17 protein-coding genes and 2 tRNA genes are annotated in these 18434 nt (G+C 53.7%); all 19 read left to right on the plus strand.

Annotated elements, in window-relative coordinates; genetic code table 11:
- Positions 1 to 268: 268 nt before the first annotated feature.
- Positions 269 to 1603 carry a hypothetical protein gene (locus tag HZA73_02880; GenBank protein ID MBI5804972.1) on the plus strand — a complete coding sequence of 445 codons (1335 nt, stop codon included), beginning with the start codon at positions 269 to 271 and terminating at the stop codon, positions 1601 to 1603.
- Positions 1604 to 1686: 83 nt separating this feature from the next.
- The gene (locus HZA73_02885; GenBank protein ID MBI5804973.1) at positions 1687 to 2967 is read left to right on the plus strand and encodes an outer membrane protein transport protein; all 1281 of its coding nucleotides are present in this window, start codon (positions 1687 to 1689) and stop codon (positions 2965 to 2967) included.
- A gap of 124 nt (positions 2968 to 3091) precedes the next feature.
- A complete protein-coding gene (locus HZA73_02890; protein MBI5804974.1) occupies positions 3092 to 3925 on the plus strand; it encodes an LPP20 family lipoprotein in 834 nt (277 codons plus the stop codon).
- A gap of 156 nt (positions 3926 to 4081) precedes the next feature.
- Positions 4082 to 5257: a flagellar assembly protein T N-terminal domain-containing protein gene (locus HZA73_02895; GenBank protein ID MBI5804975.1), complete on the plus strand. Its 1176-nt coding sequence runs from the start codon at positions 4082 to 4084 to the stop codon at positions 5255 to 5257.
- Between the two features lie 12 nt (positions 5258 to 5269).
- Complete coding sequence (locus tag HZA73_02900) at positions 5270 to 6046, plus strand: FecR domain-containing protein (GenBank protein ID MBI5804976.1); 777 nt, start codon at positions 5270 to 5272, stop codon at positions 6044 to 6046.
- An 87-nt stretch (positions 6047 to 6133) separates the two neighbouring features.
- Positions 6134 to 7135 (plus strand): tetratricopeptide repeat protein, encoded by a 1002-nt coding sequence (locus HZA73_02905; protein ID MBI5804977.1) that lies wholly within the window; start codon positions 6134 to 6136, stop codon positions 7133 to 7135.
- 165 nt (positions 7136 to 7300) lie between these two features.
- Complete coding sequence (locus tag HZA73_02910; protein ID MBI5804978.1) at positions 7301 to 8068, plus strand: YdcF family protein; 768 nt, start codon at positions 7301 to 7303, stop codon at positions 8066 to 8068.
- Positions 8065 to 8709: a DedA family protein gene (locus tag HZA73_02915; protein ID MBI5804979.1), complete on the plus strand. Its 645-nt coding sequence runs from the start codon at positions 8065 to 8067 to the stop codon at positions 8707 to 8709. The genes HZA73_02910 and HZA73_02915 overlap by 4 nt, the downstream gene beginning before the upstream one ends.
- 13 nt (positions 8710 to 8722) lie before the next feature.
- Entirely contained in the window at positions 8723 to 9250 is a 528-nt protein-coding gene (locus HZA73_02920; protein ID MBI5804980.1) for a DUF4337 domain-containing protein, read from the plus strand.
- A gap of 56 nt (positions 9251 to 9306) precedes the next feature.
- Positions 9307 to 9729, plus strand: a complete 423-nt coding sequence (locus HZA73_02925) for an acyl-CoA thioesterase (GenBank protein MBI5804981.1) — start codon at positions 9307 to 9309, stop codon at positions 9727 to 9729.
- Positions 9730 to 9896: 167 nt separating this feature from the next.
- Entirely contained in the window at positions 9897 to 11285 is a 1389-nt protein-coding gene (gene der, locus HZA73_02930) for a ribosome biogenesis GTPase Der (protein MBI5804982.1), read from the plus strand.
- Positions 11286 to 11810: 525 nt separating this feature from the next.
- The gene (gene plsY, locus HZA73_02935) at positions 11811 to 12452 is read left to right on the plus strand and encodes a glycerol-3-phosphate 1-O-acyltransferase PlsY (protein MBI5804983.1); all 642 of its coding nucleotides are present in this window, start codon (positions 11811 to 11813) and stop codon (positions 12450 to 12452) included.
- A gap of 95 nt (positions 12453 to 12547) precedes the next feature.
- Positions 12548 to 13558 carry an NAD(P)-dependent glycerol-3-phosphate dehydrogenase gene (locus HZA73_02940; protein ID MBI5804984.1) on the plus strand — a complete coding sequence of 337 codons (1011 nt, stop codon included), beginning with the start codon at positions 12548 to 12550 and terminating at the stop codon, positions 13556 to 13558.
- Positions 13555 to 14268: a peptidoglycan editing factor PgeF gene (gene pgeF / locus HZA73_02945; GenBank protein ID MBI5804985.1), complete on the plus strand. Its 714-nt coding sequence runs from the start codon at positions 13555 to 13557 to the stop codon at positions 14266 to 14268. Before HZA73_02940 ends, pgeF begins: the two co-directional genes overlap by 4 nt.
- Before the next feature lie 3 nt (positions 14269 to 14271).
- The gene (locus HZA73_02950) at positions 14272 to 14697 is read left to right on the plus strand and encodes a MerR family transcriptional regulator (protein ID MBI5804986.1); all 426 of its coding nucleotides are present in this window, start codon (positions 14272 to 14274) and stop codon (positions 14695 to 14697) included.
- 52 nt (positions 14698 to 14749) lie between these two features.
- Positions 14750 to 14827 (plus strand) — tRNA-Pro (locus HZA73_02955).
- Between the two features lie 109 nt (positions 14828 to 14936).
- Positions 14937 to 15013, plus strand: a tRNA-Pro gene (locus HZA73_02960).
- 151 nt (positions 15014 to 15164) lie between these two features.
- Complete coding sequence (locus HZA73_02965) at positions 15165 to 17147, plus strand: amino acid permease (protein MBI5804987.1); 1983 nt, start codon at positions 15165 to 15167, stop codon at positions 17145 to 17147.
- A 127-nt stretch (positions 17148 to 17274) separates the two neighbouring features.
- Positions 17275 to 18375: an aminopeptidase gene (locus HZA73_02970; GenBank protein ID MBI5804988.1), complete on the plus strand. Its 1101-nt coding sequence runs from the start codon at positions 17275 to 17277 to the stop codon at positions 18373 to 18375.
- The last annotated feature ends 59 nt before the right edge of the window (positions 18376 to 18434 follow it).

An 18434-nucleotide genomic window follows, 5' to 3' on the forward strand; every position in this document is an offset into this window, starting at 1 on the left:
CAGTCGAACGCTACCCGCCGATTGATTTCGATTGACGCTGATATTTAAAAGAATGATCTGCGTTTATCCGCGTCCAATAATGGTATTACTGCTATTTACCAATGATAGGATAACCATTTTGCCGCAATTTATGCATAAAACGGGCCAAGTATTTCATTTTTCACCATCCGTGCCAGATAAAAATAAAATATTGCAAAATAATTTTTTAAAACTATTGACTTTAAAATAAAAATGTGGTTATATAATAAAAAGAAGGAGAAAGGTCCAAATGTCAAAATTTAAAAGTCTTATAATCCTGGTTCTATCGGTCGCTTTTGTACCGGCCCTGCTGTGGGCGGGCGGACAGAGCTATAATTACTACGAGAACGGGCTGGAATACATGAAGAAAGCCCAGTGGGACCGGGCCATTGACGAGTTCAAGAGCGCTGTTTCCCTGGAATTCACCGACCGGCCCAATTTTAAGACATACGGAATGCATTTCATAGACTATTTCCCCCACCGGGAGATGGCCATCTGCTACTACAATCTGGGCGATCTGGACAAGGCCAAAAAGGAAATGGAGCTGTCCATGGCTTTCAAATCCACCGGCCGCTCCAAGGATTACTGGGCCAGGATCAGCAAGGGCGAAGCCCCGCCAACCACAGTGGTTTCCCGGGCCGAAGATGAGAACCTGGCCAGGGAAAGGGCCCGGTTGGATGCCGAGAAAAAACGCATAGCCGAAGAGCAGGCAGCCCTGGATGCCCGCAAACGGGATATGAGCGCCGAAGCCGCCCGCAAAGCGGCTCAGGAGGAACTGAAGCTGGCTGCCCAGCGCGACAGTATAGAACGGGCAGAACGTCAGCACCAGGCAGTGGCCCTGGACAAGGGCAAACTGCCGGTGGGCGCCTTAACTTATGATCCTTCCAGGGTCACCCAGGTCGGCTCCCGGCTGTCCATAGCTGTTCTGCCGTTCGACAACCGGAGCGGCAATGCCGAGGTCACCAACACCGTCCAGGACAAGATGATCACCTCGCTTTACAGCCTTAAACGGTTCAAGATCATCGAGCGTTCCCAGATCGACAAGGTCTTAAGCGAGCAGAAGCTGGGCATGACCGGGGCCCTGGATCCGGCCAAGGCCGTCAAAGTGGGCAAGATCATAGGGGTGGACGCAATCCTGATGGGCTCCATTTCCTCCACCGCCACAGGGATCGGCATGGACGCCCGGCTGATTGACACCGAAAGCAGCGGCGTGATCACCGCCAAGGACGCTTACAGCGGCCAGAACACCCTCCAGGACATCAAGACCATGGCCACCGACATCTCCATCCAGATATACAACGACATTCCGCTGGTGGAAGGCTATGTCATCAAGTCCAATCCCACCGGCGAGGTGTTTTTGGATATCGGCACCGCCAAGGGCATGCGCAAGGGAATGAAGGTGGTGGTTTACAAGGAAGGCGAGGAGATCAAGCATCCGGTTACCGGCGAGATCCTGGGCAAGCAGGTGACCAAAGTGGCCGAGCTGCTTTTGAACGAGGTTCAGGAAAAAATGTCCGAGGCTCAGATACTGGAAAAGGAAGCCGGGCAGACCCTGACCGTCGGCCAGAAGGTGGTGGCCAAGTAATCGGGCTTAAAAATCACGATTTTGAAATCGTATTAACTGGCATAAAAAGAAAAACACAAACCTAATTTCAAAAGGAGAAAAACATGCGTAAAATTGGTCTGGTATTGGCCATTTTGGCTTTGGTTGCATTGCCGGCGATGGCCCAGGATATGAACATCATGGGTGCCGGCGCCAGGGCACACGGTATGGGCGGGGCCTTTATCGCTATCGCAGATGACGCCACCGCGATTTCCTGGAACCCGGCCGGCATAGCCAACCTGGACAGGCCTGAGGCCTCAGCGGTCGGCTTGTTCAATATGAAAACCTTTAAGAATGAGTGGTCATACAACGATCCTACCATACCATATGACACAGCAGGAACCGCGGAGAACAGCGTCAGCCACATTGCCCCTAACTTTTTCAGTCTGGCGGTGCCATTCAAGGCTGCTGACCGTAATCTGGTTATAGCAGTTGCTTACAACCGGATGATCGATTTTGGCGAAGCTAAGTCAGAGGATACACTGATTGGCGGGATTAAATACGAATCGAGCTACAAACAAACCGGTGGAATTGATGCCATATCTCCGGCCATCGCTTTCCAACTAACACCAAAGGTTTCATTGGGCTTAACAGCTAATATTATTGTCAACGGTTCAACTTATACTGAAGAAGAGAGCGGTACAGACGGTTATAATTATGAATATGAAGAAACCATGGATTTTTCTGGTTTCAACATGCATATGGGAATGCTGGCCCAGGTTAATAAGCAACTAAGCTTAGGCTTAGCCTACCGGATGCCTTTTGAGTTGACCCGCGAAAGTTCATGGGAGTGGTCAGAAACAATTCCGGGAATCGGGACCACCACCGGCGATGGCGAGGATTTGTATGAACAAACATGGACCATGCCCTGGATGTTGGGTGTCGGTTTGGCCTTCAGGCCTTCCGAAAATATGACCTTGGCTTTTGATTACGAACGCAGAAACTTTAGCAGTACAGAGTATACCTATGGCCCATCTCCTTCTGTTGAAATGGGCTGGAATAATGTCAATCAGTTCCGGGTTGGCATGGAATACTTGTTTGTGGGTCCGAATGCTGTTTTCCCAATTCGACTGGGCTTCAGGACAAACCCCCAGGTTGAATACGCTATTCAGCGTTTTACCGATGCCAGTTGGATTGACACTGACGATTCCACCGGGATGAACGGCATGGTCTTTACCGGCGGTTTTGGCATGAAATTCGGCAATATCTGGCTGGATCTGGCCGCGGAATACGGAATCACCACGGTTTATAGTTATGAGCATACCTATTGGGATAACACAATATACAAGGATGAAACCAAGGAAAATTCCCTGAATTTGCTGGCTTCTTGCATCGTTCATTTCTAACCGCAAATAAAATAACGAAATTCAACATTAACCCGGCAGGAGGTGGTGACGTTAAACCGCGGTAGACACTGAATATTTTGCTTTAGCAATTTTTGGTAAATCAAATATAAGGAGCATAATTTAAATGTTTAAGAAAACTTTGGCCTTGCTGGCCATACTCGGCTTTGCCTCTCTGGCTTTGGCCCAGGTGGAACAGAACATCCAGGGCGCCGGCATGATTGACTGGACCGACCAGTCGGTTAAATCCACTGGCATCGGAGCCTTGAACCCCAAGCTTCCGCCTTCGGCCCAGCGCAAGAACGCCCTGCGGGCCGCCCAGCTTGACGCCATGCGCAACATGATCGAGACCCTCAACGGCGTGCTGCTGACCTCCGAGACCACGGTGGAGAACGCCATGATGAGCTCCGATATCATCAAGACCCGGGTGGACGGCATTGTCAAGAACTTCCGCTTTACCTCCAAGCCCCGTTACATGTCGGATGGTTCGGTGGAAGTGGACATGGAAATGCTGCTGACCGGCAAGGTGGGCGACGTGCTTTATCCAGAACAGATGGGCGGCAAGACCCCCACCTACCAGAATCTGCCTTCCAGCTTTAACGCCCAGGAGCCCCAGACTTACACCGGCCTGATCATCGACGCCAGCGCCACCGATGCCATGCCGGCCATGGTGCCCAACGTCCTTGATGAATCGGGCGAGGGAATCTACGGGGAAGATTTCGTTCCCCGTGAAGCTGCGGTCAAGAACGGCGTGGTGATCTACGCCAAGACCATGGAAGAAGCCAGGGCCAATGCCGCCCGGGTTGGCAGCAATCCGCTGGTGATCAAGGCCGTCAAATCCTCGGGACTCAACAAGGCCGATCTGATCATTGCCGACAACGATGTGGAGAACGTGGCCGTGATAGCCGACAACACAGACATCTATGATAACTGCCGGGTGATCATAGTCCTGAAACAGTAACTGGCCGGTCACGGGAACAAACATAAAAGGGAGAGCGAGCCTTTTAAAAGGAAAATTTTTAAAACGCCGTTCTCCCTTTTGACTGCCGGCTTGACGGCCCAAGTTGATCAAACCGGATTTTGATCCTAACACTATAAAAAGGAATATCCAGGCAAAATGAAAAAAATATTATACTCAATTCTATCTCTTCTGATGTTCTTCGGTATGGCGTTTGCCCAGGAAGCAATGCAAACAATTACCACCGATGGCACTGCCTCGGTCCTGAATGGCGATAAGGCCCAGGCCCGGGACGTGGCCACCCAGGATGCCCTGCGCAATGCGGTGGAGCAGGTGACCGGGGCTGTTATCAGTTCCAGTACCATAGTGGAGAACGCAATGGTGGTGGAGGACAACATCTATTCCAAGGCCAAGGGCTACGTCAAGAACTACTCCATTGTCAGCGAGGGCGAGGCCGACGGGGGCTTAAGCTACAACGTCACGGTCAAGGCACTGGTGCGGTCCGGCGCCATCAAGGAAGATATGGCCGACATCATTCGCGGCGCCGGCAACCCCAAGCTGATGGTGCTGATCACCGAAAGCAACGTGGGGAGCTCGGCCATCGGAGGGATCGACGCCCAGCTGGGCACGGCCGAGAACACCATCATCGAAGCCATGCGCAACAAGGGGTTTGACTTTGTGGATCCCGAGACCGCCGAGAAGAGCATCCGGCGGGACAAGGCCCTGGCGGCCCTGGACGGGGACGCCCAGGCGGCGGCCTTCATCGGGGAACGGGCCGGAGCCGAGGTGATCATCACCGGCAAATCCTTCGCCAAGGAAGCCACGGCGGCCAACGACATGCTGGGAGGGATGAAGTCCATCCAGGCCACGGTCTCGGTCAAGGCCTTCAACACCGATGACGGACGGATCCTGGTGTCCAAGGTGGAGACCGGGCGGGCGGTCCATATCGAGGAGATCACCGGCGGCACCAAAGCCATAGAGCAGGCCTCCGCCAAACTGGCCGATTACCTGGCCGAGGAGATCGTCAAAAAATTCGCCCGGGGCGGGAACACCGTCACCCTCAACGTCACCGGAGCCTCCAATTACGATCTGTACCAGGAGCTGATCAACATTCTAAAATACGAGGTCCGGGGGGTCAAGGCGGTCAACGACCGGGAGATCACCGGCAACACCGGGCTGGTGGAGGTGGAGACCAAATTCAACAGCAGCCAGCTGGCCCAGGAACTGCTTTACAAGAATTTTACAAAGTTCTCGGTCAAGATATTAAGCCGGACCGCCAACCGCATCAATCTACGGCTGACGGCCAAGAAGACAAGACAAGCAACCTCACAATAAGGGAGAATAAAGATGTCCGGAATCAATAAGAACAACGCCGGTCTGCTATGGCTGCTGGCCGCGGTTCTGCTGGTCAGCCTGACGGTTACCACGGTGCAGCTTACCGCCAAAGCCACCCCAGTAGCCAAGGTTTCCTTCGTGGTTGGCGATGTCAAGACCCAGAAACCGGAAAAGAACGACTGGAAAAAGGTGACCTTTGACCAGCCGCTGGCGGCCGGGGAAAAGGTAAAAAGCACCGAGGATGCCCGGGCCGAGATAGCCTTCTCGGACGGCAGCATCATCCGGGTGGATGCCAACACTCAGCTGGCCATAGAAGAACTGAGCAAAAGCCCCAAGAAGGGTCTGTCGGCCTCGGGCAAGGTCTGGAGCGGCAAGGTCTGGGCCAACGTCAACAAGGTCAGCAAGAAGAGCAAATTCGAGCTGGAGTCCCCCACCGCGGTGGCCGCGGTCCGGGGCACTGTCTACCGGATGACGGTTATGCCGGACAGCAGCACCAAGGTGGCTGTTTACCAGGGCGAGGTAAAGGTGGAGGTCAATCCAGACTTCTTTGCCAACCAGAAGAAGAAACAAGGAGGCCGGGAGGGCGAGATCGAGGGCCCGCAGGAGATAGCCGGGCCGCGTGAGGTAAAGCTGGAGCAGTGGATCCAGATCGTCAAGGCCCAGATGGAGATCACCATCAACGCCGACGGCACCTATGGCATAGTCAACTTCAATCCCATCATCGACAGTCAGGATGAGTGGGTGAAGTGGAACCAGGAACGGGACATGAAACTGGGCCGCAAACAGTAAACTTAGCCACAAAGACACGGAGACACAGAGCTTTTCAATCCTTTGCGTTCTTTGCGTCTTAGCGGTTAAATAATATCGGAGAGCTTAATGAAGAAATTTCTGGCATTGGCTGCAGTCATTGTTCTGGCTGTGGTTTCCTGCGGTCCGGTAATCGTGTTAATCCGCCGGACGGAAAAACCCCGGCTGGAGATCCCGGCCATCAAGCGGGTGGCGGTGGTCGATTTTGTCGACCCCTACAACCGCAACCTGGGTCCGGGAGTGGGCAATGTGCTGGTCTCCAAGCTGGCCGAACAGGGATATTACGAGATGATGGAGCGGGAGAAGATCAATTCGGTGATGTCCGAGCACAAGTTCAACCTGACCGGGGCGGTGGACCCCAATACGGTTAAGCTATTGGGCGGTCTGCTGGGGGTAGACGCTATCATCACCGGCGAGATACTGGCCTACAAGGTGGAAACCTCCAAACGGACAGAGAAGGTGGAGCGCAAGGAGGGCACCGGCCGCTACGAGGAGGTGGAGAAGACCAACCCCTTTAACAAGAAGAAATACAAGGTCAAGGAAGAGATAATGAAGACGGTGCTGGTGGACGAGGAACGGACCACCAAAAGCGGCACGGTATCCATCAACTACCGCCTGATAGACATCGTTTCCGGCAAGGTGGTGGCCAGCAAGTCCCAGTCGGCCAGCTACAACAAATGGTTCAAGGACAATGTTCCCGGCGATGACCAGATCTTAAGCGGCCTGCTGAACGAGGTCACCGATGCTTTTGTGGGCGACATCTCTCCCCACTATGTCAACGTTGCCAAAAGGCTGATGAAGAGCAAGGCCGATCCCAACGACATCGGCAGCAAGTATGCCAAGGCCGGTGAATGGCAGAGGGCGGCGGAGATATGGGAGCGCTCGGCCTCATCCCTGCCCGGTGATCCCGGCCTGTGGCACAATATCGGAGTAGCCTACGAAGCATTGGGCAGTTATGACAAGGCCCTGGAATCATACAAGAAAGCCTCTGACCTGGATCCGGCCAATGAGACCTATATTCAGGACCAGGCCGGAGTGCGGAATGCATACCGAAGAGGGCTGGTGCAATAAAAGGGGCAGTTCAATCACGATTTTCCGGCAAAAGGGAGCGTTTTACGCTCCCTTTTGCGTTAGATTTGACTTGACTTCCATAATTATTTATGGTAACATAACCCCCTTGCTTAAATACAGTTAGGCACATTAATTAAAATATCTCTTAAAGTAAAAATACTATCTATGCTGTTCCTGCTTAAGAAATTAGTAAGCTACACGCTTAACCCGATGACCATTATCCTGATGCTTTTTGCCGCAGGGTTGTTATTGTCATGGCAGAAAAAATACAAAAAAGCAGGTCAATGGCTGATTGTTTTGGGTATCGTGGCCTATGTTTTTGCCGGTTTTGGGTTGATTGGAAACAGACTGCTCAAGCGGCTGGAGAATAAATACCCGCCATTGCTTGATGCCTCCAGGGCTGTGGGGGCCAAGTGGGTGGTGGTGCTGGGGGCGGGAATGACCAGTGATTCCAAAGTTCCCTTAACCTCGCAGTTAAGCGAAGGATCGGCCATTCGCACTATCGAAGGCATCAGATTATGGCGTCAGCTGAAAAACTCCAAACTCCTCTTTTCCGGCGGAGCGGTGTTCAACATCCAGTCCGAGGCCTATGGCATGGCCGGGCTGGCCAGACAATTTGGTATTCCTGATACTGCGGTCAGTCTGGAGGATAAATCGTTGGATACAGACGATCAGGCCCGATTGATAAAAGTAATGGTTAAAGGGGATACCGTGGTGCTGGTGACCTCGGCTGCTCATATGCACCGCTCTGTTTCCTTGTTCAAAAAACAGGGAGTGGCGGTGATCCCGGCCCCCACTCATTATTTGATCAAAGAGGAGCCAAAGTTCAAACCCAATCGGTTGTTTCCCAATTCCGGAAACATCATAGCGGCCGAAACCCTGTTCCACGAATACCTGGGACTGGCCTGGTCCAAACTCAGAGGAAGGATATGATATTGCAATTCGTCGATGTTTTCATCCATCTGGACAAATACCTGACCACCATCATTCAGAACTACGGGACCTGGACCTATCTGATACTTTTTGCCATCATCTTCTGCGAGACCGGGCTGGTGGTGCTGCCTTTCCTGCCGGGTGATTCCCTGATCTTCGCCGCCGGGGCCCTGGCCGCTCTGGGGGCGCTGGACATCAAATGGCTGATCATACTGATGTGCCTGGCGGCGGTGGCCGGCGACACGGTCAACTACTGGATCGGCTGGTGGGTTGGGCCCAAGATCTTTCAGAAGGAGAACGTGAGACTGCTTAATAAAAAACACCTGATGGAGGCCCATGCCTTTTACGAGAAGTACGGCGGGATCACCATCATCCTGGCCCGTTTCATGCCCTTCGTCCGCACCTTTGCCCCGTTCGTGGCCGGCATCGGCACCATGTCCTACTGGCGCTTCATGTCCTACAACGTGGTCGGGGGGATCCTTTGGATCAACATCTTCGGCTGGATGGGGTACTATTTCGGCAACCTGCCATACATCAAAAAGAACTTCAGCCTGGTGATCCTGGCCATAGTGGTGATCTCGGTGATGCCGGCGGTGATCGAGTACTTTAAACGCAGGCAAAGAACAAATAACAGTAAATAAAACCAAAGATACCATGTCTGAATCCAACAAAGAAAAGTGGATGGCCTGGATCTCTCTGACCACCACCATACTGGCGGTTTGCGCGGCCATCAGCTCGCTTCGGGCCAGCAGCTATTCCACCAAAGTGCAGCTGACCAACACCAAGGAAGCCAGCAGCTGGGCCTATTTTCAGTCAAAAAGCATCAAACAGCATACCTGCGAAACCATGCACGATGTGATGCAGGCCAATCTGCTGGCCGCCACCAGCGCCAAAAGCAGGGAATACCTTGAGAATAAGCTGAAAATATACCAGGCTGACATTGTCCGGTACGATCAGGAGAAGAACCAGATAAAGACCGAGGCTGAGCAATTTGCCAAACAGCAGGATATTTTCAAAAAGCACGGGGCATCCTTCGGCCTGGCGGTGATACTGCTGCAGATAGCCATCATGCTGTCCTCCATGGGCGCATTGCTTAAACGGCAGCTGCTTTGGTTTCTGGGGCTTGGATTTGGCCTGTGGGGCATATTCAATATGCTTAACGGTTTCTTTCTTTTCATCTGACATCGGATTGCTGGCTCAGGCACATTGCAAACCAAACATAAAATACGGATATCATTATGAACCCGGTTCAAATATCGCATCTGGTAAAATACGAGGACCTGAACCACCACGGCACTTTGTTCGCCGGAAGAATGTCCGAGTGGATGGTGGAGGCCTGCTTCATCTGCGCGGCCCGGGCGGTGAAGAGGCCGGAGGACGTGGTCTGCGTCCAGGTCCACGGGATGAGCTTCATCAAGCCGGCCAGGCGGGGCGACATCATCCGGGTGGAATCCCAACTGGCCTACCTGGGGCAGAAGAGCATCACGGTCTACGGCCGGGTCTTCGCTAATCAGGATGCCGAACCGTACGTCACCAGCTTCGCCACCTTCGTCACCATCGACCAGCAGGGCAAGCCCTACGCCCACGGCCTGACCCTGACCCCGGAATACATCCAGCAGAACCAGGCCATACACCAAAAGGCCAGGGAACTGAGAAAATAGGGACCAAGCCGGGGGTATTATTATCAGGAAACCATGAAAGCAGGAATCGTATTTCAGTTTCCCATTCTTCCAAATCACCGTCTAATAGGTTATTTTATAAATCTGCGTTAATCAGCGTCCTATAAAATATAGGATTTGCATACCGCTTAAAAGCCGACTGGAAATAAATGAATTATCCCATCGTAGCCATCATCGGACGCCCCAACGTGGGCAAGTCCACCCTGTTCAACCGGATCCTCAAATCCAAGGCCGCCATCGTCGACGACATGCCCGGGGTGACCCGGGACCGCAACTACGCCATCGCCGACTGGAACGGAAAATACTTTTACCTGATAGACACCGGCGGGCTGGTGCCCAACACCAAGGACCGGATGGAGAACTCCATCAAGCGCCAGGTGGATGCGGCCATGGAAGAGGCGGATCTGCTTTTGTTCCTGGTGGACCGCAAGAGCGGCATGACCGACGCCGACGCCCAGATAGCCAAGACAGTCCGCAAGCAGGGAAAGCCGATCATCCTGGCGGTCAACAAGGTGGACAAGCCCAAGGACGAGGCCGAGTCATATGAATTCATGCGGCTGGGGCTGGGCGAGCCCCTGCTGATAGCGGCCGGGCCGGGCCTGTCCATAGGCGACCTGCTGGACGAGGTGGTCAAAAAACTGCCCAAGAGCCCGGAGCAGCCCCTTAACGACAAGGCGGTCCAGGTGGCCATCGTGGGCAAGCCCAACGTGGGGAAATCATCCCTGGTCAACGCCATCGTGGGCCGGGAGCGGGTGATAGTGGATTCGGTGCCGGGCACCACCAGGGATTCGGTGGACACCATCTTCAGCTGGAACGACCAGGAATTCGTGCTGATAGACACCGCCGGCTTAAGGCGCAAGACCAGCGCCCACGACGATGTGGAGTTCTACACCCGGCTGCGGACCGAACGGGCGGTGGAGCGCTGCCAGGTGGGGGTGCTGGTGCTGGACAGCTCCCAGGGGCTTTCCCACCTGGACACCACTTTGGTGGCCATGCTGGAGACCTCCAACAAGGCCCTGGTGGTGGTGATCAACAAATGGGACCTGATGACCGAGGAGAACAAGGCCAATTACCTGGGCTGGCTTAAACAGCAGCTGGCCTTCGTCAACTTCGCCGAATTCGTCTTTACCTCGGCCCTGAACAATGACGGGGTCTTTAACCTGCTGCAGAAGATACTCAATGCCTATCACCACTGGAACAAGGTCTTTGAACCGGCGGTGGTGGTCCAGGCCTTTGAGGATACCATCAAGAAACTGCACCCGCCGGCGGTGAGGGGCAAGGAGATTACCCTTTACTCCATCAGGCAGGAGGGCCAGGCCCCGCCCCGGTTCGTGATCGAGAGCAACCTGCCCAATCTGATACCCACCAACTATCTGCGTTATCTCCAGAGTAGCCTGCACACCCGGCTGGCCATCACCGGCACGCCCATCAGGCTGATGTTCCAAAGGTCCAAGGCGCCCTCGGGCTGGAAGAAGCGGCAGATGCTGGATTTCGGGAAGAGGCCCAAGTTCCGGGCGGAACTGGAAAACAGCAAGTAAGGTAAATTACATTATATAAGGAAGCCGGGTGCAATATGAGCAAAGCATCTTTTTCGAGAATAATCGAAATCGTAATTGGTCTTGTGGCAATATTATTCGCACTTATTTACATATTGATTTCAATCCCTGAATTAGTTAGTAGCTACAACAGGATTAATAACTTATTTAGAATAGTATCTTTTACTATTTTATTTAGCTTCAATTTGACTTGTTTAATATCCTCCGGCATTGTAGTAGTATGGGAAAAATACAAAAAACCATTTTTTTGGTTTAATTTAAATTGTTTGTCGTTAGTCTTGTTACTAGTTTATAGTTTAATAGATATGGCAGGACAATCAGAATCGTTTCTGTCATTTATAATAAACTATCTTTACGGATTATTATTCTATTTGCCAATTATTTTATTGTTTTTGTTTTTCTGTAGTTACTTTAGAAAACGTTATACTACTAATTATTCGGGGAAATTAATTACTTGATTTGTTTTAACGAATTTGTGTTTAACGTCAAGGGTAAAAAGAGAACTTTATGTTGTATCGTATACTATTCATCATAGGAGCTTACCTGACCGGAGGCATTCCCTTCGGCTACCTGGCCGGGAAAATGCTTAAAGGCATTGACATCCGGGAGCATGGCAGCAAGAACGTGGGGGCCACCAATGTTCTTCGGGTCATCGGTAAAGGTCCGGGGATAGCGGTCTACCTGCTGGACGCCGTAAAGGGCCTGCTGCCGGTTCTATTGGCCCAAATGCTCTGGCCGGCCGCCACGCCCCAGCAGCAATGGTTCCACATTGCAGTCGCCCTGGCCGCCATTCTGGGCCACGTCTTCACCCCGTATCTCAAATTCAAAGGCGGCAAGGGCGTGGCCACGGCCTCCGGGGCCATGCTGGGGCTGGCGCCGCTGCCGCTGCTGGCCGCCTTGCTGGTCTTTGCCCTGGTCTTTGGCCTTACCCGCTATGTTTCGCTGGGCTCCATCTGCGCCTCGATAACCTTTCCCATCGGGGTGGCCGTTCAGTTGATACTGAAGGGCGAAGATCCTTTTGCTCCGATGCTGGCGGTGGGCTGGTTCGTGGTGCTGCTGATACTGGTGACCCACAAGGCCAACATCGTGCGGTTGATGCATGGCAATGAGAACAGGATCAGTTTCAAGAAGGCCCAGCCAACAAAATAATATTCTTTGGAAACCTTCCCACGAAACACACGAAATGATCTAAAATATTTATCGTTATTTTTTCGTGCTCTTTGGTGGGGAATAGGTATTGATCAATGTCACATAAAACCAAGAACATATCCATCCTAGGCGCAGGCAACTGGGGCACCACCCTGGCCGTGATCCTGGCCGAGCAGGGCCACCGGGTGCGGCTTTGGGAATATCTGCCCCAGGCAGCGGAAGAGATCCAGCGTATCCGCCAGAACAGGCAGTTCCTGCCGGGGGTAACCATTCCCCAAGGCGTGGCCGTAAGTTCCGATCTGGGCCTTTCATTGCAGAGGGCTGATATCTGTTTCCTGGCGCTGCCATCCTCAGTGCTCAGGAAGGTCTGCGAACAGGCCTATCCATTGCTGTCTTCGGACACAGTGATCGTCAGCGCCATCAAAGGCTTGGAGGACAAGACCCGCCTGCGGATGTCGCAGGTCATAGAACAGACACTGAAGGAAAAGGCCGGGCGGCTGACGGTATTGTCCGGCCCCAATATCGCTTCCGAGATCGCCCGCCATCTGCCTGCCACCACTGTCGCATCTTCCGCCGATCTGCCGGCCGCCCAGGAAGTACAGTCTGCCCTGATGTCCCGGTATCTGCGGGTCTACACCGGCAGCGATGTGGCGGGGGCCGAGCTGGGCGGGAGTCTGAAGAACGTTATCGCCATCGCGGCCGGGATCATAGACGGGATGGAACTGGGGGCCAACACCAAGGGGGCGCTTCTGACCCGGGGACTGGCCGAGATCACCCGGCTGGGAACAGCTCTGGGAGCCGATCCGGCCACTTTCGCCGGCCTTACCGGAATGGGGGACCTGATCACCACCTGTTCCAGCCCGCAAAGCCGCAACCATATCGTGGGAAGCAGGATCGGCCAGGGACAAAGACTGGACGACATCTTAAAGGAAATGGTGATGGTGGCCGAGGGGGTGAATACCGCCAAGGCGGCCTACGAATTGTCAAAAGAATATCGAATAGAGATGCCCATCACCGAGCAGATGTACCTGGTGCTTTTCCATGACAAATCTCCCCGCCTGGCGGTGGAGGCCCTGATGACCCGCGATCCCAAGTCCGAAAAATGACCGCAGAACTGATCTCGGAACAGAACGGCCTGAGCATCCTGAGCTTTGATATCCTGAACCGGTATGGCATAAAGCACGGGATGGTCATCAAGTCAAACGGACGGGAAATAGACAAGGAGCAGGTTTACCAGAAACTGGGAACCGGGGGCAGGCTGGCGGTGACCCACCATGTCCACGGAGCGCACATAGAAACGATCCCGCCGGAATATTCCGGGTACTACCCAAAAAAGATCGAAGCTGACGGGCTGATGACCCAGGTTCCCGGCGCGGTGATCACCATCCACACCGCCGACTGCGTCCCCATATTCCTGGCGGACAAGGAAAACAAAGCGGTCTGCCTGATCCATGCCGGATGGAAGGGTACCGCCCTGGGCATCGCCCAAAAGGGACTGCAGCAGTTCATGGCGGCATACGGCCTTAAACCGGGAAGCATTGCGGCGGTGATCGGTCCGGCCATCGAACAGAACTGCTATCAGGTCGGGGCAGAAGTGGCTGACAAGTTCGGTCCGCCGGTCAAAATATCAGAGGGCGGCGGCAAATGGCGGTTGGACCTGAAGGCAGAGAACCGGAGCCAGATAGTTCAAGCCTGGCTTTCACCTGAAGACATTCATGTCTCGGAACTCTGCACCTTCTGCCAGCACCGCCTGCTTCATTCATACCGGAGAGAAAAAAAGCTTAAAAGCCAAATGATCTCATTTATGGAGGCTTAGGAAATGGACGAACAAACAGCCCCGGTTGCGGAACAGCCACAAAGCAGACCCAAGATGGACAGATCCGACCGGATGAAGGTCTACCACAACATCCGGGAGGTTTCCCAGATGGCGGAGCTGGAGCCGTATATCCTGAGATTCTGGGAGAGCGAGTTTTCGGCGCTCAAGCCCAAGACCACCCGGGGCGGCCGCCGCCAGTACCAGGTGGAGGACATCAAGATGGTGCTGCTGATCAAGAAGCTGCTGTACCAGGACGGCTACACTATAGCCGGGGCCCGCAACCGCCTGAAGGAGATCAAGGAAAAGGAGCGGGACCAGCTGGAGATCCCTTTCAACCAATGGCGCAGCCGGTCGGGGGTCAAGGCCATCGCCGGAGAACTGAGGCAGGTGCTGGATATTCTAAACCGGAAGCCGCCCTCTTTAAAATAAATAAATACTGCTTGCATTAAAACTGATTTTTTCGTATAATTAGAGTTTGTGTCGGGGTGTAGCGCAGTCCGGTTAGCGCACTTGACTGGGGGTCAAGGGGCCGGTGGTTCGAATCCACTCACCCCGACCATTTAAAAAATCAAACAGGATAGACAGATTACCCGGGATACTTTGCCAGTTCTCAAGTTGTGATCCCATAATCATGTTAATCCTGTCAATTAAACTCTAACTCAATCAAACGGGGTGTAGCGCAGCCCGGTAGCGCGCTTGGTTCGGGACCAAGAAGTCGGAGGTTCGAATCCTCTCACCCCGACCACTTTTATAAAACTAAATAAAATACGGCATGACCTTGGATCCGGACCAGGGAGTGCCTTTTTCCCTGCCTTTTATTGTAAAAAATAAAAGGCTTTAGTTTTAAGGGTCAAGACCAGAGAAAATACCGTCATCAACACTATTACAGGAATGATATGCCGTTTTCCGAGTCGGAATTCATCACCAAGTTAGTCAACAAGTTCCGCCGCACAGTCATCGGCGGCCCCAAGGACGTGGATGATCCTAAGATATTCCACAAGATCTCGCTGGTGGCCCTGATGGCCTGGATCGGTCTGGGAGCGGACGGGCTTTCGTCGTCTTCCTACGGTCCGGATGAAGCTTTTCGGACTCTGGGGACCCACACCTACCTGTTGGTGTTCATCGCCCTGGCCACGGCCCTGACGGTCTTTATCATCTCCTACGCCTACTCCCGGATCATCGAGCATTTCCCCCACGGCGGAGGCGGTTATATAGTGGCCACCCATACCCTGGGGGAGAAGGCCGGGGTGATTTCCGGCGCGGCCCTGCTGGTGGATTACATCCTGACCATCACCGTTTCCATCGTTTCCTGCGGCGACGCCCTGTTCAGCTTCCTGCCGCTGCATTACCATGTTTACAAGATCCCGCTGTGCGCCTTACTGATCCTGGTGCTAATCCTGCTGAACCTGAGGGGCGTCAAGGAGTCGGTCACCTTTCTGGCCCCGATCTTTGTCGTATTTTTTCTGACCCATATCATCATGATCGGTTACGGCATCCTGAGCCATACGGGACAATTTGTCCCGGTAGCCGTAGAGGTCCGAAACAGCCTCAAAACTGATATTGCGGCCATCGGAATGTGGGGAGTGCTGGCCATATTCATGCGGGCCTATTCAATGGGCGCCGGCACCTACACCGGGATCGAGGCGGTCTCCAACGGCCTGCAGGTGATGCGCGAGCCCCGGGTGAAGACCGGCAAACGGACCATGGCCCTGATGGCCACCTCGCTGGCCTTCACCGCCGGCGGACTGCTGATTTGCTATATGCTGCTCCGGGTGCAGCCGATGGCGGGAAAGACCATGAATGCGGTGCTGGCCGAAGCGTTGTTCGGCAGCTGGCCGCTGGGATCGGCGCTGGCCCTGGTGACGCTGGCATCGGAAGGGGCATTGCTGTTTGTGGCCGCCCAGACCGGTTTCATCGACGGGCCGCGGGTGATGGCCAACATGGCCATCGACTCCTGGTTCCCCCACCGCTTTGCGGCCCTGTCGGACCGGCTTTCGATGCAGAACGGCGTGCTGCTGATGGGGATCGCGTCTATGGCCCTGCTATTCTACACCAAGGGATCGATCACCATGCTGGTGATCATGTATTCCATCAACGTTTTTCTGACCTTTTCCCTTTCGGAAACGGGGATGATCAGGTATTTCATCACCCACCGCAAACGGGAAAAAGACTGGAAGAAGCATATCCCGGTGCATATCACCGGCCTGATCCTGTGCCTGACCATCCTGGGCATCGCGGTTTATGAAAAATTCCTGCACGGCGGATGGCTGACACTGGTGATCACCTTTGTATTGGTTGTTTTGTGCTACCGCATCCGCAACCATTACGAGACGGTCAAGAAGGGTTCCCGGGAGCTGGACGAGATGCTGCTGGATCTGCCAACCCACGGATCCAAGAACGTGGAACCGCTCAATCCCAAGGAGATGACGGCGGTGGTGCTGGTAAACGAATACAACGGGTTCGGGGTTCATACTCTGCTTTCAGTGATCAGAAATTTCCCGAAACTATACAAAAATTTCATCTTTATCTCAGTGGCGGTGGTTGATTCCGGATCCTTCAAGGGGGCCCAGGAAGTTGATGCCCTGAAAATATCGGTGGAGGAATCGCTTAAAAAATACGTGGATATAGCCCGGCGTTTCGGCTTCCCGGCCGATTACCGGATGGATGTGGGCACCGAGGTGATTGAGACCGCCAGCCAGCTTTGCCAGGAGGTAGCCAAGGAATATCCACGGTCCACAGTCTTCGCCAGCAAGCTGATATTCACCCGGGAAAGCATCTTCCACCGGTTCCTGCACAACGAGACCCCGTTCGCCCTGCAGCAGCGCCTGCAGTGGCTGGGCATCACCACCGTGGTGCTGCCGATCAGGACCACGATCTGAACTTATCCCCTTGGCCCCTTCTCTTGGATATATTATGGCATTCATTCAAGCAAGAAAAGGGGATCGGAGTTGAGTTTGGGATGAACTGAATAGATCATGTAAATCCTGTCAAAGGAGGGTATTTCACATGGAATTATTGATCCAAAAGCACGCCCAGGTTATAACCCGGTATTGCCTGGACCTGAAAAAGGGCGAGAAGGTCCTGATCCAGGGCGCTTATGTCACTTATCCCTTGATGAAAGAGTGCTTCAGAGCCGCCTTGGAACTGGGCGCCCATCCCCAGGTCAGGATCTCCAACGAGGAACTGAGCGAGATCATGCTCCAGCAGGGCAGCGAGGACCAGATAAAGTTCATCCACGAGAACGACCTGACCGCCTACAAGACCTTCGATGTCTTTTTGACCCTGATGGGCACCATCAACACCAGGCTGATGTCCAACGTAGACCCGGCAAAGTCCAGGCTGGCCTCGCAATCCGGGGCCCCGGTGATGCAGATTATGATGGAGCGGATGGCCAAGGGAGAGGCTCGCTGGTGCGGAACCATGCATCCCAACTGGGCCAATGCCCAGGAAGCCAGCATGTCGCTGGCCGATTATCAGGATTTCGTCTACGGCTCATGCTATCTGAGTGAGGCCGACCCGGTGGCCAGGTGGAAACAGATCCACTCGGAGCAACAGCGCCTCTGCGATCTCTTGGATAAAAAGAAGACCCTGCGCATCATCTCCAGGGACACCGACCTGAAGATGTCCATAGCCGGGCGCAAGTGGGTTAACTGTTCGGGCCATCAGAATTTCCCGGACGGCGAGGTGTTCACCGGGCCGGTGGAGGACACAGTGGAGGGCACAATCCGCTTCAGCTATCCCGGCATCTTCATGGGCCGGGAGGTGGAGGACATCCGGTTGACCTTTGAGAAGGGGAAGGTAGTCAAGGCCTCGGCCGGCAAGGGCGGAGAACTGCTGAACCAGATACTGGAGACCGATCCCGGCGCAAGATTCGTAGGCGAGATAGCGGTGGGAACTAATTATAACATCAAGAAATTCACCCGCAACATGTTGTTTGACGAGAAGATCGGCGGCACGGTGCATTTGGCCATAGGGCGCTCGCTCCATGAATCCGGGGGCAAGAATGTTTCTTCCGTTCATTGGGACATGCTCTGCGATATGAAGGAAGGCGGGAAGATATTTGCCGATGATGAATTGGTCTATGAGAACGGGAAATTCATTATTTGATAGCTTATCCCGGTAATTTACGGTTTTTAACAACGGCATATCGATTTGATCGGTATGCC

The sequence above is a fragment of the candidate division TA06 bacterium genome (assembly GCA_016235665.1).
GTDB lineage: Bacteria > Edwardsbacteria > AC1 > AC1 > EtOH8 > UBA5202.